The sequence below is a fragment of the Spirillospora sp. CA-142024 genome (genome assembly GCF_050942325.1).
Taxonomy (GTDB): domain Bacteria; phylum Actinomycetota; class Actinomycetes; order Streptosporangiales; family Streptosporangiaceae; genus Spirillospora.
The window spans coordinates 8,159,080-8,185,285 of record NZ_CP192077.1 but is presented as its reverse complement, the minus strand read 5'-3'; the positions used below and the strand labels follow the sequence as shown (position 1 = coordinate 8,185,285).

Here is a 26,206-nt window from a genome sequence, read left to right as displayed (position 1 = left end):
ACAGGCCTTGCACCCCCGGTGCGGGCCGGTCTCCTGTGGGGGACGATCCCCCACACCCCCGGGACGAGCCGACCGGGCCGGCGGGGTGTGTCCGCTCCGTACTGTGCCAACGTCCGTCGGTCAGGAGATCGAGTCAACCTGCGCAGTCCAAAAGGCATCCCATCTGTCCACATGCTGCCGCGGGCCTGTCCACATGCGGGCGCGGGCACGGGACGGCGGCGGGCTCGGCGGACGCGCCGAAAACGTCCGCCCGGCGCCGTAGACTCGCACCTGATGTCGAAGACCGAAGCTCACCCCTTGCTCGATGGCCTCAATCCGCAGCAGCGCGACGCCGTCGTGCACTCCGGCGGCCCCCTGCTGATCGTCGCGGGCGCCGGCTCGGGCAAGACCCGGGTGCTCACCCACCGCATCGCGCACCTGCTCGGCGAGCGGAACGTGCACCCCGGCCAGATCCTCGCGATCACCTTCACCAACAAGGCCGCCGCGGAGATGAAGGAGCGGGTGGACGCCCTGGTCGGGCCCCGGTCCCGCGCCATGTGGGTGATGACGTTCCACTCCGCGTGCGTCCGGATCCTGCGCCGCGAGGCCAAGCGCCTCGGCTTCCCCACGAGCTTCTCGATCTACGACCAGGCCGACGCGAACCGGCTGATGGCGCTCGTCTGCCGCGAGCTCGACCTCGACCCGAAGCGCTACCCCCCGAAGTCGTTCAGCGCGCAGGTGTCCAACCTGAAGAACGAGCTGATCGACTACGAGACGTTCAAAGCACGGGCGTCCACGCACATGGAGCAGACGCTCGGCGAGGCGTACGAGATGTACCAGGCGCGGCTCCAGCAGGCCGGCGCCATGGACTTCGACGACCTGATCATGATGACGGTCAACCTGCTGCAGGTGTTCCCGGAGGCCGCCGAGCACTACCGGCGCCGGTTCCGGCACGTCCTCGTGGACGAGTACCAGGACACGAACCACGCGCAGTACGAGCTCGTGCGGGAACTGACCGCCCCCATCGCGGTCGCCGGGGCAGAGGACCACGAGCAGCTCGGGGCGGCCGAGCTGTGCGTCGTCGGCGACGCCGACCAGTCGATCTACGCGTTCCGCGGCGCGACGATCCGCAACATCCTGGAGTTCGAGCGCGACTACCCGGACGCCACCACGATCCTGCTGGAGCAGAACTACCGCTCCACCCAGACGATCCTGTCGGCCGCGAACGCCGTCATCGAGCGCAACGCCGACCGCAAGCCGAAGAAGCTCTGGTCCGACCAGGGCGAGGGCCACAAGATCACCGGATATGTGGCCGACAACGAGCACGACGAGGCCGCGTTCGTCGCCCGCGAGGTCGACCGGCTCACCGACGAGGGCGACGCCCATCCCGGTGACGTCGCCGTCTTCTACCGCACCAACGCGCAGTCCCGTGTCTTCGAAGAGGTGTTCATCCGCGTCGGGCTGCCGTACAAGGTCGTCGGCGGGGTCAGGTTCTACGAGCGCAAGGAGATCCGGGACGCGCTCGCCTACCTGCGCTGCCTCGCCAACCCCGAGGACACCGTCTCCCTGCGCCGCATCCTGAACGTCCCGAAGCGGGGCATCGGCGACCGGGCCGAGGCGTGCGTCGAGGCGTACGCGTCCCGGGAGCGGGTCTCGTTCTGGCAGGCGCTGCGCGTGCCCGAGGACGTCCCCGGCATGGCGACCCGCTCGATCAACGCCGTCCGCGACTTCGTCGCCCTGCTGGACGAGCTGCGTGCCGCCGCCGAGTCGCTCGCCCCCGCCGACCTGGTCGCCGAGGTGCTGAAGGCCAGCGGCTATCTCGCCGAGCTGGAGGCGTCCAAGGACCCCCAGGACGAGACCCGCGTCGAGAACCTCCAGGAGCTGGAGGCCGTCGCCCGCGAGTTCGAAGAACGCCTGGACGGCGAATCCGCCGAAGGCCGCCTCCCCGAGTTCCTCGAACAGGTCGCGCTGGTCGCCGACGCCGACTCCATCCCCGGCGGCGCGAAGGGCGGGCCCGTCCCGCCGGGCGAGCAGCCGGAGGAGACCGAGCACGGCGTCGTCACCCTGATGACCCTGCACACCGCGAAGGGCCTCGAATTCCCCGTCGTCTTCCTCACCGGCATGGAGGACGGCGTGTTCCCGCACCTGCGCGCCATGAGCAACCCCAAGGAGCTCGAAGAGGAACGCCGCCTCGCCTACGTCGGCATCACCCGCGCCCGGCAGCGGCTCTACGTCTCCCGGGCCGCGATGCGCAGCTCGTGGGGGGCGCCGCAGGTCAACCCGCCCTCCCGGTTCCTCGGCGAGGTCCCGAGGACGCTCGTCGACTGGGAGCGCGAGGCGTCGTCCGCGTCCGGTTCGGCCATGTCCCGCATGGCCGGACGGCCCGGCACCCGCTCCCCGGGAAACCGCCCCGTCCCGTCCCTCTCCCCGGGCGACAAGGTCACGCACGACGCCTTCGGCCTCGGCACCGTGGTGTCCGTGTACGACAAGGGCGAGAAGGCCAGCGTCGACTTCGGCGGCGAATACGGCGTCCGGACGCTGGTGCTCCGCTACGCCACCATCGAGAAGCTCTGACGGCACCTCACCGGCGTGTGCGCGGCGCGCCGGTCGCGGGCCCGAGGGTGCCGAGGCGCTTCAAGGTCTCCAGGACCGGGGCCGTTTCGAGGGTCTGGACGCCTTCCAGGACGCCCAGCCGCTGCGTCAGGTAGCGGTGCAGATCGGCAGGACCGGTGCAGAGGGCCTGGGCGAGAAGGTTCGTCGGGCCGGTGGTGGCCGCGACCACGGCCATCTCGTGGTGACCGGCGATCGTCTCCGCGACATGGTCGAGGCGGCCGGGAGAGACGGACATCCAGAGCAGGGCCTGTGTCGTCGCCCCGAGGAGCGTCGAGTCGATCTCGATGTCGAAGAAGACCGTCCCGTGGGCGCGCAGGCTCGCGAGTCGCCGCGCCACGGTCGCCTGTGACCAGCCGGTCGCCGCGGCGAGGTCCGCGTAGCCGGCGCGGCCGTCCTGGCGCAGCGCGTTCAGCAGGGCATGGTCGGCGCCGGCCAGGGGGCGCGCGTCACCGGGTTCCGGGGCCGGCGGCCGAAGGCGGGCCCGCTGGCCGGGCGTGAGGGCCTGCGTGATGCCCCGCCACGCGGTCGGCCCGCCGAGGTAGGTGTGAAGCAGGCAGTGGGCGGACACCGCGGTGATGCCCGCCCGGCGGGGAGCGTCGTGCAGCAGCATCGGGTGCCCGCCGTCCGGGACGTCCACGATGGCGAAGATCTCCGTGCCGCCGGACGTGAGCTTGACCCAGGACGTGTCGGGGCGGCGGGCGAGCGAGCGGGCGAGACTCTGTGCGGCGGGCGGGGTGCAGGTCAGCCGCACCATCCACCGCGTCGCCTCGTGCATGTCGTGGGTCATGGCCCCGACGACGCGCAGCCCCGCCTCCGCGCGCAGCCGCCGGTACCGGCGGGTGACGGTCTGCGTGGACACGCCGAGGACGTCCGCGATCCGGCTGAACGGGGCGCGGCCGTCGACGTGCAGCGCGTGGATGACGGCGCGATCGAGATCGTCCAGCATCGAAATTCCTCACTCGGCCGCATGCAGCTGGAAGAAAACAGCGAAAAATCAGCTGTGGTTGGAAGCCTATGCGGCCTCCGGCCCAGGCTAAGGCACGAACCGAAAGGAGCGTGCCCATGGTGGTGCAGAGTGAAGTTCGGAACGTCGCCTACCGATGGCGGTGGGTCGCGCTGGCCGCGCTGCTCGTGGCCGAGGCGATGAACCTGCTGGACGCGACCATCGTGCAGGTCGCGGCACCGGCCGTCCACGCGGACCTGGGCGGCGCCACGGCGGGGATCCAGTGGTTCAGCGCCGCCTACACGCTGCCGTTCGCCGCGCTCCTGGTCGCGGGCGGGCGGCTGGGAGACCGGCTCGGGCGCAAGCGCGTCTTCACGGCGGGTGTGGCGTGCTTCGCCCTGGCCTCCCTGCTCTGCGCGGCGTCACCGGACGCCGGTGTGCTGATCGGCGCCCGGACCGTCCAGGGCGCCGCCGCCGCGCTGATCATCCCGCAGACCATCGGCCTGATCCGGGCGATGTTCGACGGTGCCGAGATGGCGAAGGCGCTCGGCTGGATCGGGCCGGTCATGGGCCTCTCGGCGATCTGCGGACCGGTGCTCGGCTCCGTCCTCACGCACGCCTGGACCTGGCGCGCGGCCTTCCTGGTGAACGTGCCCCTGGCCGCCGCCGTGCTCGGGATGGCGCCGGCGATGCGAGAGGACAGGGCGCCACGACCGCCGCGCCTCGACCTGCTCGGAACCGCACTGGCCGCAGCCGGATCCGCACTCGTGGTCTACCCGCTGATCGAGGGGGACGCGGCAGGACGGCCGCTCTGGACGTGGTCGGCCCTGGCGGCGGGTGCACTCCTGCTGGTGCTGTTCGGTTTCCACCAGCGGCGGACGGCGGACCCGCTCGTCGAGCCCACCCTGCTCCGCGGCCGCCGATTCCCGGCGGCGCTGGCCACGTCGACCCTCTTCTTCGCCGCCATGAACGGGCTGATGGTCGTGATCGTCCTCCAGGTCCAGCTGGGACTCGGAAAGGACGTGCTGACCGCCGGGCTCACCCTGTTGCCCTGGTCGTGCTCGCTGGCCGTCTCGTCGTGGCTCGCCGGAACGTACCTGGTACCGCGGGCCGGCACCCGGCTGCTCTTCTGCGGTCTGGCGTTGATGCTGACCGGCGTCCTCACGACCGTCGCCGTCTACCACGCCGCCGTGTCGTGGCCTCTTCTCGGTGCGCTGGCACTGGTGGGGACGGGCAATGGGCTGTTCACGGTCCCGTTCTTCACTGCGGCCCTGGCGCCCGTCCGCCCGCAGGAGACGGGATCGGCCGCCGGGCTCCTCAACGCCGTCCAGCAGTTCGGCGGGACGCTGGGCATCGCCGTCCTCGGCACCCTCTTTCTCCACGAAGCGCCGGGGACCGGCGGGACGGAGGCCCTCCGCCCCGCCTTGTGGGCGGCCGCCGCCCTCCTGACCGCCACCGCCGCCACGGCCGCCCTCATGTTCGGGAACCGGTCGCGCCCGGCGCGTTCACGCTGACTGGTAGGTGCCGGGTGTGTGGCCGAACGCGCGATGGAAGACATCGATGAAGGCGCTCGCGGACGACCAGCCGCACTGATGGGCCACGGCGGTCACCGGAGTGTTCTCGGCCAGGAGGACCAGGGCGTGGGAGAGGCGCAGCTGGGTGCGCCACTGCGGGAACGTCATCCCGAGATCGGTCCTGAAGAGCCGGGACAGGGTCCGGTCGCTCGCGCCCACCGCTCTGCCCAGCGCGGCCAGTGTGCGGGTGTCGGCGGGGTCGGCGTGCAGGAGTTCGCACACCGCCTTGAGGTGGGGGACGGTCGGAGCGGGCAGATGCAGAGGCCGCTGAGGTGAGGCGCGCAGCTGGTCGAGCAGAACCGCCCGCAGGCGAGCGCGTTCGGGGCTGTCGTCGTCCTGCGGGGTCCGCGTGTAGGCGAGGATCAGCTCCCGCAGCAGAGGGCTGACGCTGAGCACCGTCGGCTCGTCAAGGCCGAGGGGGTTGTCGGCCGCGGGCAGGCCGATCAGGTGCAGCCGGAGTTCGCCATGCGCCTGGTGGGCGTGGACGGACCCGGCCGGTATCCAGATGGCGCGGTTGGCGGGCGCCACCCATGAACCGGCGTCGGTGGTGACGGCCACCACGCCCCGTCCGGCGTAGGCGATCTGGTGGTCGTCGTGCCGGTGGGCGTCGATGGCCGTCCCCGGCGCCAGGCGGCGTGTCCGGGTCGGCGCGGTCGGCTGATGGCGGCTTTCCTGCATTGGATGGCAGATTATCGGAAGCCCGACACGCCGCTCCAGCGCGAGCATGAGGGACGTGTCAACGAGAAAGCCGGTCCTGCTCCTGTCGGCCGGGCACGCGTGCGTGGACGTCTACCAGGGGTCCGTGACCGCGCTCGTCCCCTTCTTCGTCGCCGAGCGCCACTACACCTACGCCGCCGCCTCGGGCATCGTGCTCGCCGCGTCCTTGCTGTCCTCGGTGGCGCAGCCGCTGTTCGGCGCGCTCACCGACAAGTGGGCGATGCCGTGGCTGCTGCCCCTGAGCACGCTCCTCGGCGGCGTGGGCATCGCCCTGAGCGGACTCAGCGGGAACTACGCGCTCACGCTGGCGTTCGTCGCCGTCTCCGGGGTCGGGGTCGCGGCCTACCATCCCGAGTCCGCCCGGGTCGCACGGAGGGCCAGCGGGGGGAGCCACACCGCGATGAGCTGGTTCTCGGTCGGCGGCAACGTCGGGTTCGCGCTGGCGCCGCTCCTGGTCGCCGCCGTGGTCGCCGGCAACGGGCTGCGGTACACGCCCTTTCTCGTGGTCCCGGCCCTCGCGGGCAGCGTGCTGTGCCTGCCCGTGCTGCGCGTCCTTGAGCGGACGGCGATCAGCGGGCCCGGCGGTGCCGCGAACACCGCCCCGGACGACACCGCCTCCTTCCTGAAGCTGTCACTTGCCGTGATCTGCCGGTCCGTCGTGTTCATGGGGATGAGCACGTTCATCTCCTTCTACGCCCGGCAGCGCACGGGAGGAGGCATGGCGGCGGGCACCGCGGCGCTGTTCGTGCTGTACCTCGGCGGCGCGGTGGGCACCGTGCTGGGCGGTTCACTGGCCGCCCGATGGGACCGGGTCACCGCGGCGCGCAGGTCGTACCTGATGGCCGTCGTCGCCGTCGCGGGCATCGTGTTCGTGCCCGGCCCGGCCATCTACCTGTTCGTGGCGCTGACCTCCGCCGGGCTCTACATCCCGTTCTCCCTGCAGGTCACCCTCGGCCAGGACTACCTGCCCTCGCGGGTCGGAACCGCAAGCGGCGTCACCCTCGGCCTGACCGTCAGCGTCGGCGGCCTCGCCAGCCCCGTTCTGGGCGGCATCGCGGACGCGACGTCCCTGCAGACGGCGTTGACCCCGCTGATCGCGATGCCCGCCCTGGCCTGGCTGGTGTTCCGGACGCTGCCCGAACCCGCCGTCCCGAAGCACGCCGCACCGGTTCCGCAGGTCGTCGACGACGTGGCGCCCGGTTGACGTGAGCTACGCCCCGCGGCGGCTCAGGAGGTTCATCGGAAGGGTGTGCAGCACGACCTGGTCGTCCTGGTTGAGCAGCTCGGCGCGGGTGCGGACGATGCCGCGGTCCGGCTTGGAACGGGACGGGCGGGCCTCCAGGATGGTCACGCGGAGCCGCAGCGAGTCGCCCGGACGGACGGGAGCGGGCCAGCGCAGCTCGTCCACGCCGGGGGAGGCGAGGCTGGCGGCACGCGAGAGGACGTGGTCGGCGAACAGCCGCATCATGATCGAGCCGGTGTGCCAGCCGCTCGCGATGATCCCCTTGAACGGCCCGGACGCCGCGAAGTCCGCGTCGACGTGGATCGGCTGCGGGTCGAACCGGCGGGCGAACTCCAGGATCTCGGCCTCGGACACGGTGACGTGGCCGTACTCGTAGGTCGCTCCTTCGGTGTAGTCCTCGAAGTAGCGGTCGTCGATGGGGGCTGTGAAATCGTCACCGAGGGCGCGGGTGCTGATCGTCATGGCACCAGGATGGCTCAGTGGCCGCTCGTCCATCGCGGCGGCCGCTATGCGGGGGCCGAGACCCGGCTCTGCCATTCCTCCCAGAGCTCGGCGTGCAGCTTGTAGAGGCCGTACGGGGTGTCGGCGGACGGCTCCTGAAGGTGGGTGCCCTGGTCCACCTTCATCGACGCCAGCCTGACGGGGAAGAAGACCGCCTGGTGCTCGCGGTCCTCGGACCGCACCTGGAGCAGGAAGTAGCTGTGGTAGGCGTCCGCGCTGATCTCGACGATCTCCGCCCAGTCGAAGTGGCTGCGGCGGTAGCCGGAGACGAGGGTGAGGCCCGCGTCGTCCATGATCATGCGTGTGCGCAGCTTGGGGAGGGCGGCGAGCGCGAGGAGGAACAGCACGATTCCAGCGGCGAGCGCCGGGGCGCCCGCGCCGTCGAGGGCCTTGTCGGTCGCCACCACGCCGAAGAGCGCGGCGATGGCGGCACCGGCGAGGATCAGGCCGAGGTGGCGGGGGCAACGCAGCGTGCGCGGCTTGGTCATCGCGGCATTATCGGGCAATCCATGCGCAGCCGTCGAGCAGCCCCAAATCGGCGGTCAGCCGGAGAGGACATCCCCGCCGGGCGCCGTATGGCCGGAACCCGTGGCGAGTGAGGCGAGGAAGGCGTCCAGCATCGCGGTCTGGCGGTCGGGCGGGTACGCGTCCGGATCGAACAGTGCGTGGACGACGAGGCCGTGCGCGAAGGCCGCCGCGGCGGCGACGACGTCGTCCATCTCGGACGCGGCGGGCAGCTCGCCCTGGGCGACGGCGGTCGCCACGTGGGGGCGCAGCCGGGCCCGCCAGTTCTCGTAGCGGCGCCGCTGGCGTTCGCCGAGGTCGGGGTCGGCGAGCGCGACGTCCCATGAGCCGACCCAGATCCGGTTCATGCCGGTCGCGGCCGGGGTCAGGGGCAGGACGTCCAGGAGCGCGGCGCGCAGGGCGGCGAGGCCGGGCGGAGCCTCCCGCAGCGGACGGTTCGCGGTGCGCTCGTCGGCGAGCTCCAAGGCGTGCGCGACGAGGGCCTTCTTGCTCGGGAAGTAGTGCGTGAGCAGGCCGGTGGACGCGCCCATCTCCGCGGCGACCGCGCGCAGCGTCAGGCCGCCGAAGCCCTGGGCGGCGAGGACGCGCCAGACGGCCTCGGACACGTCCCTGCGCCGGGCCTCGTGGTCACCTTTGGCGGGCATCCCCGTACGATACATAACAAACGTTGGGTACGTACCCCTCTGGAGGCCCCCATGTTCGCTCGCACGCTCGCCGACGGTGCCGAGCTCCGTCCGTTCGAGCCCTGGCAGGCGGCCGAGTTCGCCGCGCACGCGGACAGGGTCCGCGCGGACATCCGCGAGTACATTCCCTGGGCCGGGACGGTGGTGGACGAGAAGACGGCCCGCGAGCTGCTGCAGTCCTACGCCGACAGGCAGGCCAGGGACGAGGGCCGCATGTACGGCATCTGGGTGGACGGCGTCCTCCAGGGCGGGACGGTCTTCCGGACGTTCGACGCCGGGCAGGGCGTCTGCGAGGCGGGCGTCTGGCTGGCGGCGGAGGCGCGGGGGCGCGGCCTGGTCACCGAGGCCGTCCGCGTCATGATCGATTGGGCGATCGGAACGCGCGGCATGCACCGGGTCGAGTGGCTGTGCGACCCGCGCAACACCGCCAGCGCGGCGGTGGCCGAGCGGCTCGGGATGACCTGCGAGGGCGTCCTGCGGCAGGCGTTCGTGCTGAACGGCGAGCGGCGGGACGTCCAGGTCTGGGCGGTCCTCGCGGAGGAGTGGGCGGCGGCCTGACCCGCGGGGCCCGGTAGGGTAATCGGTGATCTAGTCTTACCCCTTACCCTCTGGGAGCCCCCGTGCATGCCGAGCAGGTGCTCATGCTGCTGGCCGCCGCCGTCGCGGCGGGCTGGGTCGACGCCGTGGTCGGCGGGGGCGGGCTGATCCAGCTGCCCGCGCTGCTGCTGCTCAACCCGGGGCAGCCGGTCGCGACCGCGCTCGCCACCAACAAGCTGGGCTCGATCGCGGGCACCGCCTCGGCCGCCGTCGCCTACGCGCGCAAGGCCAAGCCGGACGTCCGCGTCGCCGTCCCGGCGGGTGTCCTGGCGGTGTGCTGCGCCGCCGCCGGCGCCCTCTGCGCGTCGGCGATCTCCTCGGACGTGCTGAAGCCGGTCATCATGGTCGTGCTGCTGACCGTGGCCGCGATCGTGGTGCTCAAGCCGGATCTCGGCCGGGCCCCGCGGCTGGTGCTGCGGACCCGCCGCCGGGTCGCCGCCGCCGTCCTCGTCCCGGGTGTCGCGATCGCCTTCTACGACGGGCTCGTCGGGCCGGGCACCGGGACGTTCCTGGTCGTCGCGTTCACCGCGCTGCTCGGCCTGGACTTCGTCGACGCCTCCGCCACCTCGAAGATCATCAACGCGTGCACCAACCTCGGCGGGCTGATCGTGTTCGCGGCGCAGGGCCATGTCCTGTGGGCCGTCGGGCTGGCCATGGCACTCTGCAACGCCGGCGGCGCGCAACTCGGCGCCCGCATGGCGATCAGGCGCGGCGCCGGTTTCGTTCGGGTCGTACTGCTCTGCGTGGTCTCAGCGCTCGTGCTGAAGCTCGCCTACGAGCAGTTCGGCTAGGGGATCGGAAGGGGCCGCTCCAGCGCGGAGAGGCTGAGCAGGACGAGCGACGCCGTCCAGCCGAGCGGCGCCGGACCGGCGGGCATGCCGGTCGGGCCGACCTTCTCCGGCAGGACGCCCAGCGAGGTGCGGTGCGCCGAGAGCCAGCCCAGCCGGCTCATCGCCTCGTCCGTCCGGCCCGACGCCGCCGCGTTCAGCCCGAACAGCGCGGTCTCCGGCGTCCAGGCGACGTCCGGGGTGCCGGACCAGCGCTCGCCCGGCAGGACGCCGCCGTTCGGCAGCGCCTGATTGCGCTCGGCGTCCCCGATGGCGACCGTCACACCCGCGTCCGCGGGGGCGAACGGCGGCGCGAGGAAGGTCACCGACGTGTCCATCAGCCCGCCTCGCAGGGGCGACCGCGGGTAGCCGTAGGGCGCGAACTGCCTGGCCACCGCGTCCGACACGCGCTGCGCCGCGTGCCGCCACTCCGCCGCCTTGCCGCCTTCACCGCGCATTCGCGCGAGGTCGGCGGCCGAACGCAGCCCCGCCAGCACGGGCCCGACGACGCCGAGCGTCGGCCGCCGCGGGTCCTCCTCGCGCCGGTGGTCGCGTTCCCAGTAGTCGGACGAGGCGGGCGGCAGCCCCTCCGCGTCCAGCGAGCGCGCCAGGTGGTCGGCGGCGCGCTGCACCATCGGCCACAGCGCGGGCAGCTCCTCCGCCGCCCCCGCCCGGACGCGGTAGAACCACGCCGCCCACAGCACCCAGCCGAGCGAGTCGAGCTGCGGCGCCCGGCCGTCCGCGACCGCCGTCCCGTCCGGGTTGTAACGCGCGGCCCACATGCCGTTCTCGTTCTGGGCGCGGGCGAGGAAGCGCAGGACGCGGCGCGCCTCCGACGGATGCCCGGTCACGGTGAACGCGGCGACGGTGAACGCGGAGTCGCGCGGCCAGCAGTACCGCCATTTCGAGTACCAGGACGCCAGGGACGCCCCGTTCGGGCGGGTGAGCAGGCGCAGGTCGAGCAGCGCGCGCGCCGCCATGTCGCGATGGCCGCCGCTCGCCGGGACCGTGCCCTGGGCCAGCCACGTCCGGTCGGACCGGACCGCCCGGTCCACGCGCGGGTCGGACGCGTCGACGGTGATCGGCGTGTCGCCGCCGGACGGGACGAGCCGGATCCGCCCGTCCGCGAGCCTGACCACCGAGCTGTCCGGCAGGTAGGACGCCCCTTCGGCCTGGTCCGGGGCGAGCGGCACGCCCGCGAACGGCCATCCGCCGCCGCCGACGAGACCGGGGCTCGCCCAGCCCGAGTCGGGCGGCTCGGGGACGGTGGCGCCGCCGGTCGCGACGAGCGCGGCGACGAGGAGCAGGGCCGTGGTGCGCCGGACCTTGCTGACGCCCGACCGCCTGCGCGGCGCCGGTCGCCGGCGCCCCCGCGGCGGCGGGACGACCGGGGTGGGCGCGGCGGGGGCCGGGGCCGCGACGGACGTGTCCCGTTCCTCCGCCATCGCCATGCGTTCGCCCCCTATACCGCGCCCGGCCACCCGACCGTCAGGCCGAATTAAGTACATCAAACTACGTCAATTGGTTCATCCTCCTCACGAGCCACTCGTGCCCGCCCTTGAGGATGAGCACACCCGCCGTCCCGGAACACTCGCCCGCGGAGGGAACTCCCGGTGACATATGGCCCCGGCGGCATCACCACGAAGCAGGGTTGACTAGGCTGCATCGACGGAGCGGACCGCAGAGTGCCGGCCGCACGGACACCCGTGTAACCCCCACTCGTGTGGTCGCACATTCGGCTGTCGATCCGTAAAAGGACGCCTCGTGGACCTGTTCGAACATCAGGCGAAGGAACTCTTCGCCGAGTACGGGGTACCGGTGCCCACCGGCAAGGTCGCCCATACTCCCCAGGAAGCCCGGGCCATCGCGGCGGAGCTGTTCGCCGCGGGAAGCTCGAAGGTCGTCGTCAAGGCCCAGGTGAAGACCGGGGGCCGCGGCAAGGCCGGCGGCGTGAAGCTGGCCGACTCCGCCGACGAGGCCCAGGAGCTCGCCACCCAGATCCTCGGCATGGACATCAAGGGCCACACGGTCCACAAGGTCCTGGTCGAGGAGGGCAGCGCGATCGCGCAGGAGTACTACTTCTCGTTCCTGCTCGACCGCGCCAACCGCACCTTCCTGTCCATCTGCTCCGTCGAGGGCGGCGTGGAGATCGAGGAGGTGCCGCACGACCGGCTGGCGATGGTGCCGATCTCCCCGCTGCACGGCGTTGACCGGGCCATGGCCCGCGAGATCGCCGAGCAGGGCCGCCTCCCGCAGGAGGCCCTGGAGGGCGCCGCCGAGCTCATCGAGCGGCTGTGGGCCGTGTTCACCGACGAGGACGCCTCCCTCGTCGAGGTGAACCCGATGATCCTCACCGCCGACGGCCAGGTGAAGGCCCTCGACGGCAAGGTGTCCCTGGACGAGAACGCCGCGTTCCGCCAGGACCACGAGAAGCTTGAGGACAAGGCCGCGGCCGACCCGCTGGAGGCCGCCGCCAAGGCCAAGGACCTCAACTACGTCAAGCTGGACGGCAGCGTCGGCATCATCGGCAACGGCGCGGGCCTGGTCATGTCCACCCTGGACGTCGTTGCGTACGCGGGTGAGCAGTTCGGCGGGCAGAAGCCGGCGAACTTCCTCGACATCGGCGGCGGCGCGTCCGCCGAGGTGATGGCGAACGGGCTGGAGATCGTCCTGTCCGACACCGACGTGAAGTCCGTCTTCGTCAACGTCTTCGGCGGCATCACCGCGTGCGACGCCGTCGCCAACGGCATCGTCTCGGCCTACAAGCTGCTGGCCGACCGCGGCGAGGCCGTCAACCGCCCGCTCGTCGTCCGGCTGGACGGCAACAACGCCGAGCTCGGGCGCACGATCCTCAACGACGCGGCGCTGCCCGGCGTCCAGCAGGTCGACACCATGGACGAAGCGGCGGGGCGCGCCGCCGAACTCGCAGCGGCAGGTGCATGACAATGGCCATCTGGCTCACCGAGAACAGCAAGATCATCGTGCAGGGCATCACCGGCTCCGAGGGCACCAAGCACGGCCGCCGGATGCTCGCGTCCGGCGCCCAGGTCGTCGGCGGCGTCAACGCCCGCAAGGCCGGCCAGACCGTCGAGTTCGACGGCATCACCCTCCCGGTGTTCGGCACCGTCAAGGAGGCCATGGCCCAGACCGGCGCGGACGTCTCCGTCGTGTTCGTCCCGCCGAAGTTCACCAAGGACGCCGTCGTCGAGGCGATCGACGCCGAGATCCCGCTCTGCGTCGTCATCACCGAGGGCATCCCGGTGCACGACACCGCCTACTTCTGGGCGTACGCCGAGTCCAAGGGCGGCAAGACCCGCATCATCGGGCCGAACTGCCCCGGCATCGCGTCCCCCGGCAAGTCGAACGCGGGCATCATCCCGGCCGACATCACCACGCCCGGCCGCATCGGGCTCGTGTCCAAGTCGGGCACGCTGACCTACCAGATGATGTACGAGCTGCGCGACATCGGCTTCTCCACCTGCGTCGGCATCGGCGGCGACCCCGTCATCGGCACGACCCACATCGATGCCCTCCAGGCGTTCCAGGACGACCCGGACACCGACGCCATCGTCATGATCGGTGAGATCGGGGGCGACGCCGAGGAGCGCGCCGCCGCCTACATCGAGCAGCATGTGACCAAGCCGGTCGTCGGCTACGTCGCCGGGTTCACCGCCCCCGAGGGCAAGACCATGGGCCACGCCGGCGCCATCGTGTCCGGCTCCGCCGGCACCGCGCAGGCGAAGAAGGAGGCCCTGGAGAAGGTCGGCGTGCGGGTCGGCAAGACCCCGAGCGAGACCGCCGTCCTCATGCGGGAGATCATGAAGAACCGCTGATCCCCCGGATCACCGAAAGACGCCCGAGCGGCCCCGGTCTCCTGCGGGGCGGCCCGGGCGTCTTTCATTCCCGCCCGGACGGCCGGCGCACAAGGGCGACACGCCGGGCGGGCGGGGCGTCCTGGAGCCGGCGTGGTGCCAGCATGGACCGGGTGAGCGACAAGACCCCCGGGCAGCGTGCGAGGCGCGAGCCGGCGAAGGCCGGACAGCCGAAGAGCGGAGCGGGACGGGCCGCCGGGCCGCCGCGCGCGGACGCCGGGCGCGGACGTCCCGCGGCCGCCGCCGCGTCCAGGCCGCTGTACGTGACAGGGCTCGTGGCCGCGCTGTGGTGCATCGGCATCGGGCTCGCCGTGCTCACCACCATCACCCTGATCGGATGGATCGCGGCCCCCAAGAGCGCGTTCGGCCACGGCATGGCCGGCGTGTTCCGCACGGCCGTGAACTTCTGGCTCGTCTCCCACCACGCGGGCTTCTCCTACGGGCACGGACGGTTCGGGCTGCTGCCGCTGGGCGTGCTCGTCCTGCCCGGGGTGCTGCTGTACCGGGGCGGCGGCTGGATGATCCGGGTGGCCGGGCTGCCGCACCGGCAGCGGATCGCGGTCGTCCACGTGGCGGTCGCGCTGGCCGCGCCGTACGCGGGGCTGGCCGGGCTGCTCGCGCTCGCGGCGTCGTCCGCGGAGGTCCGGCCGTCGGCGTGGCAGGCGCTCGTCGGGTGCTTCCTCGTCGCCGTCATCGCGGGCGGGCTGGGCGCGGCACGCGCGGTCGTGGCGGCGGAGGCGCGCGGACGGCGGGTCCGGTCCGGGCTGGGCGCGCTGCTGCGGCTGCTGCCCGAGCGCCCGCGGTCGCTGGTGATCGGCGTGGCGGGGTCGCTGAGCGTGCTGCTCGCGTCGGGCGCACTGCTCGTGGCCGGGTCCCTCGCCATGCACATGGCGGACGCCGGCGACCTCTACGGCATGCTCGCCCCCGGCGTCGTCGGCGGCGTCCTGCTGCTGCTGGTCGAGCTCGCGTTCCTGCCGAACGCGGCGATCTGGGGGATGGCGTACGCGGTCGGGCCGGGGTTCTCGGTCGGCGCCGGGACGAGCGTCTCCCCGACCGGGGTGTTCCTGGACGCGGTCCCCGCGTTCCCGCCGCTCGCCGCCCTGCCCCAGCCGGGCCCGGCGCCCGCGATCTCGCTGCTCGCGCTGGCGGCCCCGTTCGTCGCGGGCGCGGTGGGCGGCGTCCTCACGATCCGGTCGCTGCCGAGCCCGGTGTCGGAGGGCGCGCCGCTGTGGGGTTTCGTGTCCGGCGCGCTGACCGGGGCGGTCGCCGCGCTGCTGAGCGCGCTGGCCGGCGGGCCGCTCGGCGGCGGGCGGATGGCGACCGTGGGCCCGTCCGCCTGGCAGGTCGGCCTGCTGGCCGCCCTCGAAGTCGGCATCTCGGCGGCGATCGCGGCGTGGGTGGCGAACTGGATGGTGCTGCGCCGTCCGGCAGATGAGAAGCCGAAGAAGCGGAAGTCCGGGAAATCCGCCGCGAAGAAGCCGGCGGCGAAGCCGAAGAAGCCCGTGCGCGCGGTGCCGGAGCCGGCCGTTCCGCTGTCGGCGCCCGTTCCCGGCGACTACGACCTCCGCCCGGAGAAGGCGGCCGAACCGGCGCCGAAGGCTCCGCACGCGCCCGATCCGCTGGAGTTCGAGGAGGCCGAGCCCGTGCTCGCGCCCCGGCGCCCCCGGCGCCGGTCCGACCCGGTGCCCGCCCCTCCGGAGGAACGCCCCGAACCGCCGCCGGGCGACGGCACGGTCGTCGTGGAGGGCCATCTCGTGGACGAACAGGCCGACGAGCCCGAGCCCGGGCGTCCCGTCCCGCCTCCGCGCGAGGATCCGGAACGCACCGAGAACCGCGGCGGCGCGATCTACGTCCTGCGCGAGGAGCCCGACCAGGAGGGCTAGGGCGGGACGGTTAGAGAAGGTCGCCGTACTTGTCCATGCTGCCGGCGGGCAGGTCGAGCTTCTTCTCGATCTTCGGGTAGAACTCCTCGCGGCACGCCTGCTTGTCGGTGGCCGTGTTGGACGCGCTGACGCAGTTCTGGTAGCCGCTCAGCTCCGCCCACAGGAACACCGTGAGCGACACCGACAGCAGCGAGAACACCAGCCCGATCGAGCCCAGCACGATGCCGGGGACGGCGCCGGGAGCGGCGTCGCGGGCGCGCCGCGCGTTCCGGCGGGCCCTGATGCCGACGACGAGCGCGGCGATGCCGAGCACGAGCCCGAGCGGGTAGAAGAAGAACGCGGTCAGCAGCGCGATGCCGCCGAGCCACAGGGCCCGCCAGCCGGTGCGCTGACCCTGCCCCGGTCGCGCGGGCGGCTCTCCCGCCGGCCGCCCGTCCGGGCGGTCTTCGGGCTGGGCCGGACGGCCCTGCTGCTCGCTCACGTTCTCTTCCTCCTGGCCCGTGTGATGGGTGGCTGGGGTTCAAGCGGCACCGAGCAGGCCCGATAGGCTTCGTGGTGTCCCAGCAACGTCCACCGGGGAGTCATGGTGTCCGCCCGGCTCGTCGTCCTCGTCTCCGGCGCGGGGACCAACCTACAAGCGCTGCTCGACGCGTGCGCGGATCCAGCCTACGGGGCGAAAGTGGTGGCCGTGGGGGCGGACCGCCCCGATATCGGGGGAACCGAGCGCGCGGAACGTGTGGGTTTGCCCACTTTTACGGTCCGAATTCCTGATTTTTCCTCCCGGGACGACTGGGACGCGGCGCTGACCGAGGCCGTCGCGAAGCACGAGCCCGACCTCGTCGTCTCCGCCGGCTTCATGAAGATCCTCGGCCCCCGGTTCCTGGCGCGGTTCGGCGGCCGGACGGTCAACACCCATCCGGCGCTGCTCCCGTCGTTCCCCGGCGCCCACGCCGTACGGGACGCCCTGGCGTACGGCGTGAAGGTCACGGGCTGTACGGTTCACTTCGTCGACGAAGGCGTGGACACCGGACCCGTCATCGCCCAGGAGACCGTCCCCGTGGGCTGGCATGACGACGAAGACTCCCTGCACGAGCGGATCAAGCGGGTGGAGCGCCGGCTCCTCGTCGACGTCGTCGGACGGCTGGCCCGCGACGGCTGGACCGCGCGCGGCAGGCGGGTCTCGATGAAGTGCAGGACCTGTGGTGATTCGTCCGATCAAGAGGGGAGCTCGGCCGGTGAGTCGGGTGGCGATTAAGCGCGCACTGATCAGCGTGTACGACAAGACCGGGCTGGAGGAGCTGGCCCGGGGCCTGCACGAGGCGGGGGTGGAGCTCGTCTCGACCGGATCGACGGCGGCGCGGATCTCCGCCGCCGGCGTCCCGGTGATGAAGGTGGAGAAGCTCACCGGCTTCCCCGAGTGCCTGGACGGGCGGGTCAAGACCCTGCACCCCCGGGTGCACGCGGGCCTGCTCGCCGACCGCCGCAAGGACGACCACCTCCAGCAGCTGGAGGACCTCGGCGTCGAGCCGTTCGACCTGGTGGTCGCCAACCTCTACCCGTTCGCCGACACCGTCGACTCGGGCGCGGGGCCGGACGAGTGCGTCGAGCAGATCGACATCGGCGGCCCCACGATGGTCCGCGCCGCCGCGAAGAACCACGCGAGCGTCTCCGTCGTCGTGGACCCGTCCGCCTACGCGACGGTCCTGGACGCCGTGCGGGCGGGCGGTTTCACCCTCGACGAGCGCCGCCGCCTCGCCGCGCGGGCGTTCGCGCACACCGCGTCCTACGACGTGGCCGTGGCCTCGTGGTTCGCGAGCGCCTACGCCCCCGACGAGACCGCGGCCGAGACGCAGTGGCCCGACTTCCTCGGCGCCACCTGGGAACGCTCGAACACCCTCCGGTACGGCGAGAACCCGCACCAGCGCGCCGCCCTGTACCGCTCGCCGGGCGAGAAGGGGCTCGCCGGGGCCGAGCAGCTGTACGGCAAGGAGATGTCGTACAACAACTACGTCGACACGGACGCCGCGCGCCGCGCCGCCTACGACTTCACCGAGCCGTGCGTCGCGATCATCAAGCACGCCAACCCGTGCGGGATCGCGGTCGCCGCGGACATCGCCGAGGCGCACCGCAAGGCGCACGCCTGCGACCCGGTGTCGGCCTACGGCGGCGTCATCGCGGCGAACCGCCCGGTCACCGCCGCCCTGGCCCGGCAGGTCACCGAGAGCTTCGCCGAGGTGCTGGTCGCACCGTCGTTCGAGGACGAGGCCGTCAACGTCCTCAAGGACCGGTTCAAGAACATCCGGCTGCTGGTCTGCCCGGACGCCCCGGCGGGCGCGGCCGAGTACCGGCGCATCGACGGCGGCGTCCTGCTCCAGGGCGTCGACCGCGTGGACGCGTCCGGCGACGACCCGGCCGCGTGGGAACTGAAGACCGGCCCGGCGGCGGACGAGGCCACCCTCCGCGACCTGGCGTTCGCGTGGCGGGCGATCCGCTCGGTGAAGTCCAACGCGATCCTGCTGGCCGCCGACGGCGCCACCGTCGGTGTCGGCATGGGCCAGGTCAACCGGGTCGACTCCGCCAAGCTCGCGGTGGCGCGGGCCGGCGAGGGGCGGGCCTCCTCCGCCGTGGGCGCGTCCGACGCGTTCTTCCCGTTCCCGGACGGCCTGGAGGTGCTGACCCGGGCGGGCGTCCGCGCGATCGTCGAGCCCGGCGGCTCCGTCAACGACGACAAGGTGATCGCCGCCGCGGAGAAGGCCGGCATCACCCTCTATTTCACGGGTGTCAGGCACTTCTTCCACTGACCGAGGGCGAGGCCCGGTGTGGCGAACAACACCGCCACACCGGGTTTGCCCCGTACCTTCCGCTTTCGGGGTGCGGGTAGCCTCGGGCTGCCGCGCCTCCCGACCCTCTCTGCCCCATGGCGTGGCCGTTCCGTGTTGGAGGCCCGATGGACGTGCTGATGTCCTTCATGCTCGGCGTCGTGTACCAGGCCGACTCCCTGCTCATGGAGTCCCGGCAGGTGATCGGGCTGGTCGCCGCGTTCCTGGCCGCGATGCTGGCCGCGCAGCTCGGCTGGCACGGCACCGACCGTGTGATCGCCTGGCGGCAGCGCTCCGAGGACTGACGGACCTAGCGCAGCCTCGCCCGGAGGGCCGCGGCGGCGGCCGGCCAGTCGTCGTCCGTCATCCCGTAGGTCGCGGTGTCGCGGATCGACCCGTCCGCCCGGACCCGGTGCTTGCGGTGGACGCCCTCGAACGACGCGCCGAGCCGCTCGATCGCCGCACGCGACCGCTCGTTCCGGACGTGCGTGTGCCAGCCCACCCGGATCGCGCCGAGATCGTCGAACGCGCGTCCCATCAGCAGCAGCTTCGCCTCGGTGTTGATCCCCGTCCGGTGCCAGCGCGCCCCGATCCAGGTGTGGCCGATGCACAGGCCCCGGTTGGCCGGTGAGATCTCGTAGTACGACGTCGTTCCCGCGACCTCGCCGGTCGCCGCGTCGATCTGGACCCACGGGAGGCGCAGGCGTCTCTCGCAGTCCGCCAGGGCCCTGTCCACGAGCGTTCCCATCTCCGCGGCGGTCGCGGGCTGCCGCTCGCTCATCCACGTCCAGACGCCCGGGTCCTTGGACGCCTCGAACAGGCCCCCGGCGTGGCCGGCGGACAGCGGCTCCAGCCGCACATACCGCCCGGTCAGGACGGGCCGCTCGAACCAGTCATCGTTCATGCGGATCACGCTAGGAGCCCCCGGGTGGCATCCGGCAGAGCCACTTGACGCCGATTTCCACATGCCACTTGGCCGGCGCCCCGCCGGTTAGCATGGGTGCCTACGCGACTGGCGCGGTCAAGGTGGATCACCACCGGGGAGCGAACGACAGTCCGGACACCGCGCGCCTGGGTGGACGGGACCCATCGCCGGCCGGGCCCGGCCCGGTCCCTGGTGAGATCCACGCGGAGGAACGCATGACGGCACAGATTCTGGACGGCAAGGCCACGGCCGCCGAGATCCGCTCGAACCTCAAGGTACGTGTCGAGGCGCTCCGCGACCGCGGCGTCTCCGTGGGGCTCGGCACGGTCCTGGCCGGCGACGACCCGGGCAGCCACTCCTACGTGAACATGAAGCACCGCGACTGCGCCGAGGTCGGCATCGAGAGCATCCGCCGCGACCTGCCCGCCACCGCCGCCCAGGACGACGTCGAACGCGCCGTCGCCGAACTGAACGCCGACCCGGCCTGCACCGGCTACATCGTCCAGCTGCCGCTGCCGAAGGGCCTGGACGAGCAGCGCGTGCTGGAGCGCATCGACCCGGCGAAGGACGCCGACGGCCTGCACCCCACGAACCTCGGACGCCTCGTCCTGATGCAGCCGGGCCCGCTGCCCTGCACGCCCAAGGGCATCATCGAGCTGCTCCGCCGCTTCGACGTCCCGATCAAGGGCGCCGAGGTCACCGTCGTCGGCCGCGGCATCACCGTCGGACGCTCTCTCGGCCTGCTCCTGACGCGGCGCACCGAGAACGCGACCGTGACCCTCTGCCACACCGCCACCCGCGACCTGGCCGCCCATACCCGTAGCGCCGACATCGTCGTGGCGGCCGCCGGGGTCCCCGGCCTGATCACCGCCGGCATGGTCAAGCCCGGCGCCGCCGTCCTGGACGTGGGCGTCTCCCGGGTGGACGGCAAGCTCGCCGGCGATGTCGCCGCCGACGTGCGCGACGTCGCCGGATGGGTCGCGCCCAACCCCGGGGGCGTCGGCCCGATGACCCGCGCGATGCTCCTCGCGAACGTCGTCGAGGCCGCCGAGAAGAACGCCTGACCGGCACACGAACGGGGCCGCCACCAGCACCGAGGTGGCGGCCCCGCTTCACGTTGCCCCAGGCCGCGCCGTCACATACGCGACCCGCGGGGGTTCAGCGATCGCCCTCGGGTTTGCGCTGCCGGGGAGGGCGACCGCAGGTCCTCACATCAGCTGGCCCTCCGTCCCGCCGTGCTGTGCGCCGGCCGCCCCGGGCCGTGCGCGTGCCCGGGCTGGCCCGGCCTGCGCGTCTCGGCCGTGTTCCGCACCCCGGAGACCCGCCCGTCCATCGGCGGACGGCCCTGCTGGGGCACGTGCACCGGCGGCAGCGGCCGGACGAGGCCCATGGCGATGACCTCGTTGGCGAGCCGCGTACGCCGGTTGGCGCCCTCGGGGATCCGGAACTTCTGGTAGAGGCGCAGCAGGTGCTGCTTGACGGCCGCCTCCGTGACGACCAGCTCGCCGGCGATGTCGCGCGCCGTGGCGGGGGCCACGAACGCCTCGTCCGACAGGGCGGGACGGCACAGCGAGGTCAGCACGTCGACCTCGCGGCGGGTGAGCTCGGGCGCGACGGCGCGCCGCAGTTCGACGTCCGGGTCGACCTCCTCACGGGGGATGCCCCCCAACCGGCAGCGCGCCGTGCCGAAGCTCACGACGTCACCGTCCTCCAGGACACGGCGGGCGATCGGCCGGCCGTTGACGCGCGTCCCGTTGCGGGACAGGCCCATGTCCACCACGTAGACGTACGGACCGCGCCGGACGATCTCTGCGTGCAACCGGGACACACTCGGGTCGTCGAGGCGGATGTCCACCCCTCTCCCTCTCCCGACCGTCGTAACGTCGGGGCGCAGCGGCATCACCAGCCCGCTGTCCTCGATCCGCATGAACGGCCCCTCCACGGCAGTCCTCCCAGCTAGTTAGCGACCCCTGTCTGCCGGGTTACCCGGGCGCCATGCCGTCACACCCTCCTACTGGCGAGTAGGTCCGATGCCGCAAGGGATTCCGGCCTCTCGGGGGGCACCCGGGCCCCACTCGTCCCACCTTGGTTCCCAGCTCCGGACGGCGAGCCGGACCGTTCCATCCCGCGTTCCGGCGGACGATGTCGTCCCGCGCCGCGATTGCCTATACCGTGAGGACCATGAGCACCCAGGTGCACCGGCGCAGGCGCAAGGCGCCGCGCCGCACGGGCGCCGCGCCGCACTGGCTCGCGCAGCTGCCGTACCTCCTCGTGCTCAGCGGCGTCGGCGCCGGGCTCACGCTGTGCGCCTTCAACTACTTCCGCAAGGGCTCCGGCCTGATGGCCGCCGCGCTCCTCGTCGGCGCGCTCGCCCGGCTGCTGCTGCCCGAGTCCCAGCTCGGGCCGCTCGCCGTCCGGAGCCGGTCCGTCGACTGCTGGACGCTCGTGATCCTCGGCGAGATGGTCGCGTTCGTGTCGCTGAGCGTCCCGCCGATGAACAAGACCGGGCTCGTCCTCGCCGGCGCGTTCGGCGTGGTGATCGCGCTCACGATGCTGGTGCGCGGTGTGAGACTTCTCATCGCCGGACGCGCCTCCGTGCCGGGGGACGGTCCGCCGGACTAGCGCGTCGTCGCAGCTGAAGGCGGATCCGGCGGGTCGCGGGCCGAGGGCAGGTCTAGACCTCATGACCGCCTCGGCTAGCCTAGCCAGTTGAGCCTTACAAGGACTGCTGGCCAGGTGTAGGAAAGGGACAGCAACAGCATGCCCAAGATCAAAGTAGCGGGCCCGGTCGTCGAACTCGACGGCGACGAAATGACGCGGATCATCTGGAAATTCATCAAGGACCAGCTGATCCTGCCCTACCTCGATGTTGACCTGAAGTACTACGACCTGGGAATCGAGCACCGTGACGCCACGGACGACCAGGTCACCGTCGACGCCGCCAACGCCATCAAGCAGTACGGCGTCGGCGTCAAGTGCGCGACCATCACCCCCGACGAGGCGCGCGTCGAGGAGTTCGGCCTGAAGAAGATGTGGCGGTCCCCGAACGGGACGATCCGCAACATCCTGGGCGGCGTCATCTTCCGCGAGCCGATCGTTGCGTCCAACATCCCCCGCCTGGTCCCCGGCTGGACGAAGCCGATCATCATCGGCCGCCACGCGCACGGCGACCAGTACAAGGCCACCGACTTCGTCGTGCCGGGCCCGGGCAAGGTGACGATCACCTACACCCCGCGGGACGGCTCCGAGCCGATGGAGCTGGAGATCGCCGACTTCCCCGGCGGCGGCGTCGCGATGGGCATGTACAACTACGACGACTCGATCCGCGACTTCGCCCGGACGAGCATGCGGTACGCGCTGAGCCGCGAGATGCCGCTGTACATGTCGACCAAGAACACGATCCTCAAGGCCTACGACGGCCGGTTCAAGGACCTCTTCCAGGAGATCTACGAGACCGAGTTCAAGGCCGACTTCGAGTCCAAGGGCCTCACCTACGAGCACCGCCTCATCGACGACATGGTCGCCGCGGCGCTCAAGTGGGAGGGCGGGTTCGTCTGGGCCGCCAAGAACTACGACGGCGACGTCCAGTCCGACACCCTCGCGCAGGGCTTCGGCTCGCTCGGCCTCATGACGTCCGTCCTCATGACCCCGGACGGCAAGACCGTCGAGGCCGAGGCCGCGCACGGCACGGTGACCCGGCACTACCGGCAGCACCAGCAGGGCAAGCCGACGTCGACCAACCCCATCGCGTCGATCTTCGCCTGGACCCGCGGCCTCGACCATCGCGGCAAGCTCGACGGCAACAAGGAGCTGATCGGCTTCGCCCGCGCCCTTGAGCAGGTCTGCGTCGAGACCGTCGAACACGGCCAGATGACCAAGGACCTGGCTCTGCTCGTCGGCCGCGAGACGCCCTGGCTGACCACGCAGGAATTCCTGGAGGCGCTCGACACCAACCTCCAGAAGAAGGTCAACGGCTGACCTGCGCCGCGCTTCGAGGGCCGTCCCGGACGTCGTCCGGGGCGGCCTTCCGCGTTCGCGGGGCGGGCGCCATGCCGGGCGGTGCACCTGGGGGGTGGCGGGGAGGGGGCGCGCGATAGCCTGAACTCCGGAACTATCTCGACGGCGAGAGAACCCGCGCGGGCGGACTCTCCGGCGGTCGGGTTCGAAGGATGGCCGCCTGAGCCCCGTCAGGTCACAGCAGGAGAAGGACGCATGACTCGCACCCCAGTCACCGTTACCGTTACCGGCGCGGCGGGCCAGATCGGCTACGCGCTGCTGTTCCGCATCGCGTCCGGGCACCTCCTCGGCGCGGACGTGCCCGTACGCCTCCGGCTGCTGGAGATTCCGCAGGCGGTGAAGGCCGCCGAGGGCACCGCGATGGAACTGGACGACTGCGCGTTCCCGCTGCTGTCCGGCACCGACATCTTCGACGACGCGGCGAAGGCGTTCGAGGGGACGAACGTGGCGCTGCTCGTCGGCGCCCGCCCGCGCACGAAGGGCATGGAGCGCGGCGACCTGCTGGAGGCCAACGGCGGCATCTTCAAGCCGCAGGGCGAGGCGATCAACGCCGGAGCGGCCGACGACGTCAAGGTCCTCGTCGTCGGGAACCCGGCGAACACGAACGCGCTGATCGCGCAGTCGCACGCGCCGGACGTCCCGGCCGACCGGTTCACCGCGATGACGCGCCTCGACCACAACCGCGCGCTGGCGCAGCTGTCGAAGAAGGCGGGCGTGTCCGTCGCCGACATCAGGAAGATGACGATCTGGGGCAACCACTCCGCCACCCAGTACCCGGACATCTTCCACGCCGAGATCGCCGGCAAGAACGCCGCCGAGACGGTGAACGACCAGACGTGGCTGGAGAACGACTTCATCCCGACCGTCGCCAAGCGCGGCGCCGCGATCATCGAGGCCCGGGGCGCGTCCTCGGCGGCGAGCGCCGCCTCGGCCGCGATCGACCACGTGCACACCTGGGTGAACGGCACCGCCGACGGCGACTGGACGTCCATGGCGGTCGTCTCGGACGGCTCCTACGGCGTCCCCGAGGGCCTGATCTCGTCCTTCCCGGTCACCACGAAGGGCGGCAAGTGGGAGATCGTCCAGGGTCTGGACATCAACGACTTCTCCCGCGCCCGCATCGACGCTTCGGTGAACGAGCTGTCCGAGGAGCGCGAGGCGGTCCGCAAGCTCGGCCTCATCTGAGCCACAGGCGGACGGGCCCCGGACCGCACAGGTCCGGGGCCCTCTCGCGTCCGGTCACATCAGGCGGGGCTGGTCGTCGCCACGTAGTAGACGTTCAGCGGGTCCCCTTCGACCGAGCGGACCTGGACGTCGGTGAAGCCGGCGTCCCCGAGCATCCGCTGGGCCGTCTGCTCCCCCCAGACCGTGCCGAGACCGGCGCCGCCGGTGCTCAGCGAGGTGGTCATGCAGTAGAAGACCGAGAAGCTGTAGAGCGCGGGCCCGAAGGGATGGTCGAGGTTCTCCTCCAGGTTGCTGGACGCGGCGATGTCGCCCATCAGGAAGATGCCGCCGTCGCGGAGGGACGCGGCGACGGCGTCCAGGGTCTCCTGCGGCCGGGCCAGGTCGTGGATGACGTCGAAGGCGGTGACCAGGTCGTACCGTCCGGTGATCTGCGTCGCGTCGCCGATCGTGTAGGAGACGTTGTCCAGGGACAGCCGGCCGGCCTCCCGGCGGCCGGCCGCGATGCCCTCCTCCGACTGGTCGAGGCCGTGGAAGCGGCTGCGTGGGAAGGCCTGGGCCAGGACGACGGGGGCGTGTCCCTGGCCGGTGCCCACGTCCAGGACGTCGATGCCGTCGCGCAGCCGTTCGGTGAGGCCAGGGACCAGCGGCACGATCGTGTCGACGAGAGCCGCGTCGTATACGCGGGCCGTCTCCTGCGCCTGGAGGGCCTGGAAGCGGGGGTACGCGGAGTAGGGGACGCCGCCGCCGTTGCGGAAGGACGCGACGACCTGCTGCTCGACCTCGCCCATCAGCGCGATGTAAGGCATGAACCCGGCGAGGTTGTCGGGCCCGGCGGCGGTGGTGAGCGAGGCGGCGTGTTCGGGGGGCAGCGTGTACGTCGCGCCGTCCGGCTCGTATTCCAGGATGCCGCCGACGACCATGCCGCCCAGCCACTCGCGCACGTAGCGCTCGTCGAGGTGCGCCGCCTTGGCGATGTCGCTGCTCGTGGAGGGCGGCAGCGTGCTCATGGTGTCGAACAGGCCGGTCTGGTGGCCGACGCTCATGAGGAGGGCCAGCGTCCCCTTGTTGAGCACGTCGACCATGAGGCCGGTGAACTCCTCCTGCCGCGTGGCGTCCGATGACACGGTCCCTCCTCGGATCAGAACGGCATCGTTCCCCTCTTCGTCCCTATCGTGGCCGGGACGGTGAGGGGGAGCCGGGCACCAAGTATTTGCCGGATCCGGGAGAAGCCATCACTCTTCATGGCCGAGGTCCGCGGCACCCGTTCCCGCCGCGCTCCACCACAGGTGGGAGGCCGAGGCCG

Annotated in this window: 25 protein-coding genes and 1 riboswitch; of the genes, 15 read left to right on the top strand and 10 right to left on the bottom strand. The window is 72.1% G+C overall.

All coding sequences use genetic code 11. From position 1 onward, the window contains the following. Window positions 1–273 precede the first annotated feature (273 nt). Window positions 274–2,553 (top strand): DNA helicase PcrA, encoded by a 2,280-nt coding sequence (pcrA, locus tag ACQPZP_RS38605; RefSeq protein WP_433474593.1) that lies wholly within the window; start codon window positions 274–276, stop codon window positions 2,551–2,553. A gap of 7 nt (window positions 2,554–2,560) precedes the next feature. On the opposite strand, the gene ACQPZP_RS38600 is transcribed toward pcrA, so the two are convergent. Further along, window positions 2,561–3,538 carry an Lrp/AsnC family transcriptional regulator gene (locus ACQPZP_RS38600; RefSeq protein WP_433474592.1) on the bottom strand — a complete coding sequence of 326 codons (978 nt, stop codon included), beginning with the start codon at window positions 3,536–3,538 and terminating at the stop codon, window positions 2,561–2,563. Between the two features lie 116 nt (window positions 3,539–3,654). Here ACQPZP_RS38600 and ACQPZP_RS38595 point away from each other — a divergent pair, with 116 nt between their 5' ends. Then, window positions 3,655–5,049, top strand: coding sequence for an MFS transporter (locus ACQPZP_RS38595; RefSeq protein WP_433474591.1), 1,395 nt, complete (start codon window positions 3,655–3,657; stop codon window positions 5,047–5,049). Here the strand turns inward: ACQPZP_RS38595 and ACQPZP_RS38590 are convergent. Continuing rightward, window positions 5,041–5,787, bottom strand: a complete 747-nt coding sequence (locus tag ACQPZP_RS38590; protein ID WP_433474590.1) for an AraC family transcriptional regulator — start codon at window positions 5,785–5,787, stop codon at window positions 5,041–5,043. The two genes, ACQPZP_RS38595 and ACQPZP_RS38590, sit on opposite strands and share 9 nt — an antisense overlap. Window positions 5,788–5,842: 55 nt before the next feature. On the opposite strand from ACQPZP_RS38590, the gene ACQPZP_RS38585 reads away from it, so the two are divergent. Then, window positions 5,843–7,030 carry an MFS transporter gene (locus tag ACQPZP_RS38585; protein ID WP_433474589.1) on the top strand — a complete coding sequence of 396 codons (1,188 nt, stop codon included), beginning with the start codon at window positions 5,843–5,845 and terminating at the stop codon, window positions 7,028–7,030. A 6-nt stretch (window positions 7,031–7,036) separates the two neighbouring features. Here ACQPZP_RS38585 and ACQPZP_RS38580 read toward each other — a convergent pair whose 3' ends face one another. Genes ACQPZP_RS38580 through ACQPZP_RS38570 form a run of 3 tightly spaced genes read right to left on the bottom strand, consistent with a single transcriptional unit; the run spans window position 7,037 to window position 8,739 of the window. Next, a complete protein-coding gene (locus ACQPZP_RS38580; protein ID WP_433474588.1) occupies window positions 7,037–7,531 on the bottom strand; it encodes a MaoC family dehydratase in 495 nt (164 codons plus the stop codon). A 44-nt stretch (window positions 7,532–7,575) separates the two neighbouring features. Continuing rightward, on the bottom strand, window positions 7,576–8,058 hold the full coding sequence (locus tag ACQPZP_RS38575; RefSeq protein WP_433474587.1) for a PH domain-containing protein: 483 nt from the start codon (window positions 8,056–8,058) through the stop codon (window positions 7,576–7,578). Between the two features lie 54 nt (window positions 8,059–8,112). Continuing rightward, window positions 8,113–8,739 carry a TetR/AcrR family transcriptional regulator gene (locus ACQPZP_RS38570; RefSeq protein ID WP_433474586.1) on the bottom strand — a complete coding sequence of 209 codons (627 nt, stop codon included), beginning with the start codon at window positions 8,737–8,739 and terminating at the stop codon, window positions 8,113–8,115. Between the two features lie 51 nt (window positions 8,740–8,790). On the opposite strand from ACQPZP_RS38570, the gene ACQPZP_RS38565 reads away from it, so the two are divergent. Together ACQPZP_RS38565 and ACQPZP_RS38560 are read left to right on the top strand one after the other, a co-directional pair. Then, window positions 8,791–9,336, top strand: a complete 546-nt coding sequence (locus ACQPZP_RS38565) for a GNAT family N-acetyltransferase (protein WP_433474585.1) — start codon at window positions 8,791–8,793, stop codon at window positions 9,334–9,336. 83 nt (window positions 9,337–9,419) lie between these two features. Continuing rightward, a complete protein-coding gene (locus ACQPZP_RS38560) occupies window positions 9,420–10,166 on the top strand; it encodes a sulfite exporter TauE/SafE family protein (protein ID WP_433479745.1) in 747 nt (248 codons plus the stop codon). On the opposite strand, the gene ACQPZP_RS38555 is transcribed toward ACQPZP_RS38560, so the two are convergent. After that, on the bottom strand, window positions 10,163–11,653 hold the full coding sequence (locus ACQPZP_RS38555; RefSeq protein WP_433474584.1) for a glycoside hydrolase family 15 protein: 1,491 nt from the start codon (window positions 11,651–11,653) through the stop codon (window positions 10,163–10,165). The genes ACQPZP_RS38560 and ACQPZP_RS38555 overlap by 4 nt on opposite strands. 313 nt (window positions 11,654–11,966) lie before the next feature. Between ACQPZP_RS38555 and sucC the strand changes: the two genes are divergently transcribed. From sucC to ACQPZP_RS38540, 3 genes are all read left to right on the top strand, one after another. After that, window positions 11,967–13,145: an ADP-forming succinate--CoA ligase subunit beta gene (gene sucC, locus ACQPZP_RS38550; RefSeq protein WP_433474583.1), complete on the top strand. Its 1,179-nt coding sequence runs from the start codon at window positions 11,967–11,969 to the stop codon at window positions 13,143–13,145. 2 nt (window positions 13,146–13,147) lie between these two features. Then, window positions 13,148–14,035 (top strand): succinate--CoA ligase subunit alpha, encoded by an 888-nt coding sequence (gene sucD, locus ACQPZP_RS38545; RefSeq protein ID WP_433474582.1) that lies wholly within the window; start codon window positions 13,148–13,150, stop codon window positions 14,033–14,035. 152 nt (window positions 14,036–14,187) lie between these two features. Further along, window positions 14,188–15,957 (top strand): cell division protein PerM, encoded by a 1,770-nt coding sequence (locus ACQPZP_RS38540; protein WP_433474581.1) that lies wholly within the window; start codon window positions 14,188–14,190, stop codon window positions 15,955–15,957. A 10-nt stretch (window positions 15,958–15,967) separates the two neighbouring features. On the opposite strand, the gene ACQPZP_RS38535 is transcribed toward ACQPZP_RS38540, so the two are convergent. Next, the gene (locus tag ACQPZP_RS38535) at window positions 15,968–16,438 is read right to left on the bottom strand and encodes a hypothetical protein (RefSeq protein WP_433474580.1); all 471 of its coding nucleotides are present in this window, start codon (window positions 16,436–16,438) and stop codon (window positions 15,968–15,970) included. Between the two features lie 102 nt (window positions 16,439–16,540). On the opposite strand from ACQPZP_RS38535, the gene purN reads away from it, so the two are divergent. The 3 genes from purN (at window position 16,541) to ACQPZP_RS38520 (ending at window position 19,081) form a co-directional block, all read left to right on the top strand. Then, window positions 16,541–17,212 (top strand): phosphoribosylglycinamide formyltransferase, encoded by a 672-nt coding sequence (gene purN / locus ACQPZP_RS38530; protein WP_433474579.1) that lies wholly within the window; start codon window positions 16,541–16,543, stop codon window positions 17,210–17,212. Further along, a complete protein-coding gene (gene purH, locus ACQPZP_RS38525; protein WP_433474578.1) occupies window positions 17,193–18,758 on the top strand; it encodes a bifunctional phosphoribosylaminoimidazolecarboxamide formyltransferase/IMP cyclohydrolase in 1,566 nt (521 codons plus the stop codon). The genes purN and purH overlap by 20 nt, the downstream gene beginning before the upstream one ends. 146 nt (window positions 18,759–18,904) lie before the next feature. After that, complete coding sequence (locus ACQPZP_RS38520) at window positions 18,905–19,081, top strand: hypothetical protein (RefSeq protein ID WP_433464592.1); 177 nt, start codon at window positions 18,905–18,907, stop codon at window positions 19,079–19,081. Between the two features lie 5 nt (window positions 19,082–19,086). On the opposite strand, the gene ACQPZP_RS38515 is transcribed toward ACQPZP_RS38520, so the two are convergent. After that, the gene (locus ACQPZP_RS38515) at window positions 19,087–19,680 is read right to left on the bottom strand and encodes a GNAT family N-acetyltransferase (protein ID WP_433474577.1); all 594 of its coding nucleotides are present in this window, start codon (window positions 19,678–19,680) and stop codon (window positions 19,087–19,089) included. A 94-nt stretch (window positions 19,681–19,774) separates the two neighbouring features. After that, a riboswitch (ZMP/ZTP riboswitch) is annotated at window positions 19,775–19,860 on the top strand. A 56-nt stretch (window positions 19,861–19,916) separates the two neighbouring features. On the opposite strand from ACQPZP_RS38515, the gene ACQPZP_RS38510 reads away from it, so the two are divergent. After that, a complete protein-coding gene (locus tag ACQPZP_RS38510; protein WP_433474576.1) occupies window positions 19,917–20,765 on the top strand; it encodes a bifunctional methylenetetrahydrofolate dehydrogenase/methenyltetrahydrofolate cyclohydrolase in 849 nt (282 codons plus the stop codon). A gap of 149 nt (window positions 20,766–20,914) precedes the next feature. Here the strand turns inward: ACQPZP_RS38510 and ACQPZP_RS38505 are convergent, their stop codons facing one another. Next, on the bottom strand, window positions 20,915–21,643 hold the full coding sequence (locus ACQPZP_RS38505; protein WP_433464589.1) for an FHA domain-containing protein: 729 nt from the start codon (window positions 21,641–21,643) through the stop codon (window positions 20,915–20,917). Window positions 21,644–21,882: 239 nt separating this feature from the next. Here ACQPZP_RS38505 and ACQPZP_RS38500 point away from each other — a divergent pair, with 239 nt between their 5' ends. The 3 genes from ACQPZP_RS38500 to ACQPZP_RS38490 all read left to right on the top strand — a co-directional run bounded on the left by ACQPZP_RS38500 (window position 21,883) and on the right by ACQPZP_RS38490 (window position 24,903). Then, window positions 21,883–22,323, top strand: a complete 441-nt coding sequence (locus ACQPZP_RS38500) for a DUF3017 domain-containing protein (protein WP_433474575.1) — start codon at window positions 21,883–21,885, stop codon at window positions 22,321–22,323. A 138-nt stretch (window positions 22,324–22,461) separates the two neighbouring features. Further along, the gene (locus tag ACQPZP_RS38495; RefSeq protein ID WP_433474574.1) at window positions 22,462–23,679 is read left to right on the top strand and encodes an NADP-dependent isocitrate dehydrogenase; all 1,218 of its coding nucleotides are present in this window, start codon (window positions 22,462–22,464) and stop codon (window positions 23,677–23,679) included. Between the two features lie 234 nt (window positions 23,680–23,913). Then, window positions 23,914–24,903, top strand: coding sequence for a malate dehydrogenase (locus tag ACQPZP_RS38490; RefSeq protein ID WP_433474573.1), 990 nt, complete (start codon window positions 23,914–23,916; stop codon window positions 24,901–24,903). A 59-nt stretch (window positions 24,904–24,962) separates the two neighbouring features. On the opposite strand, the gene ACQPZP_RS38485 is transcribed toward ACQPZP_RS38490, so the two are convergent. Beyond that, window positions 24,963–26,027 (bottom strand): class I SAM-dependent methyltransferase, encoded by a 1,065-nt coding sequence (locus tag ACQPZP_RS38485; RefSeq protein ID WP_433474572.1) that lies wholly within the window; start codon window positions 26,025–26,027, stop codon window positions 24,963–24,965. Between the last annotated feature and the right edge of the window lie 179 nt (window positions 26,028–26,206).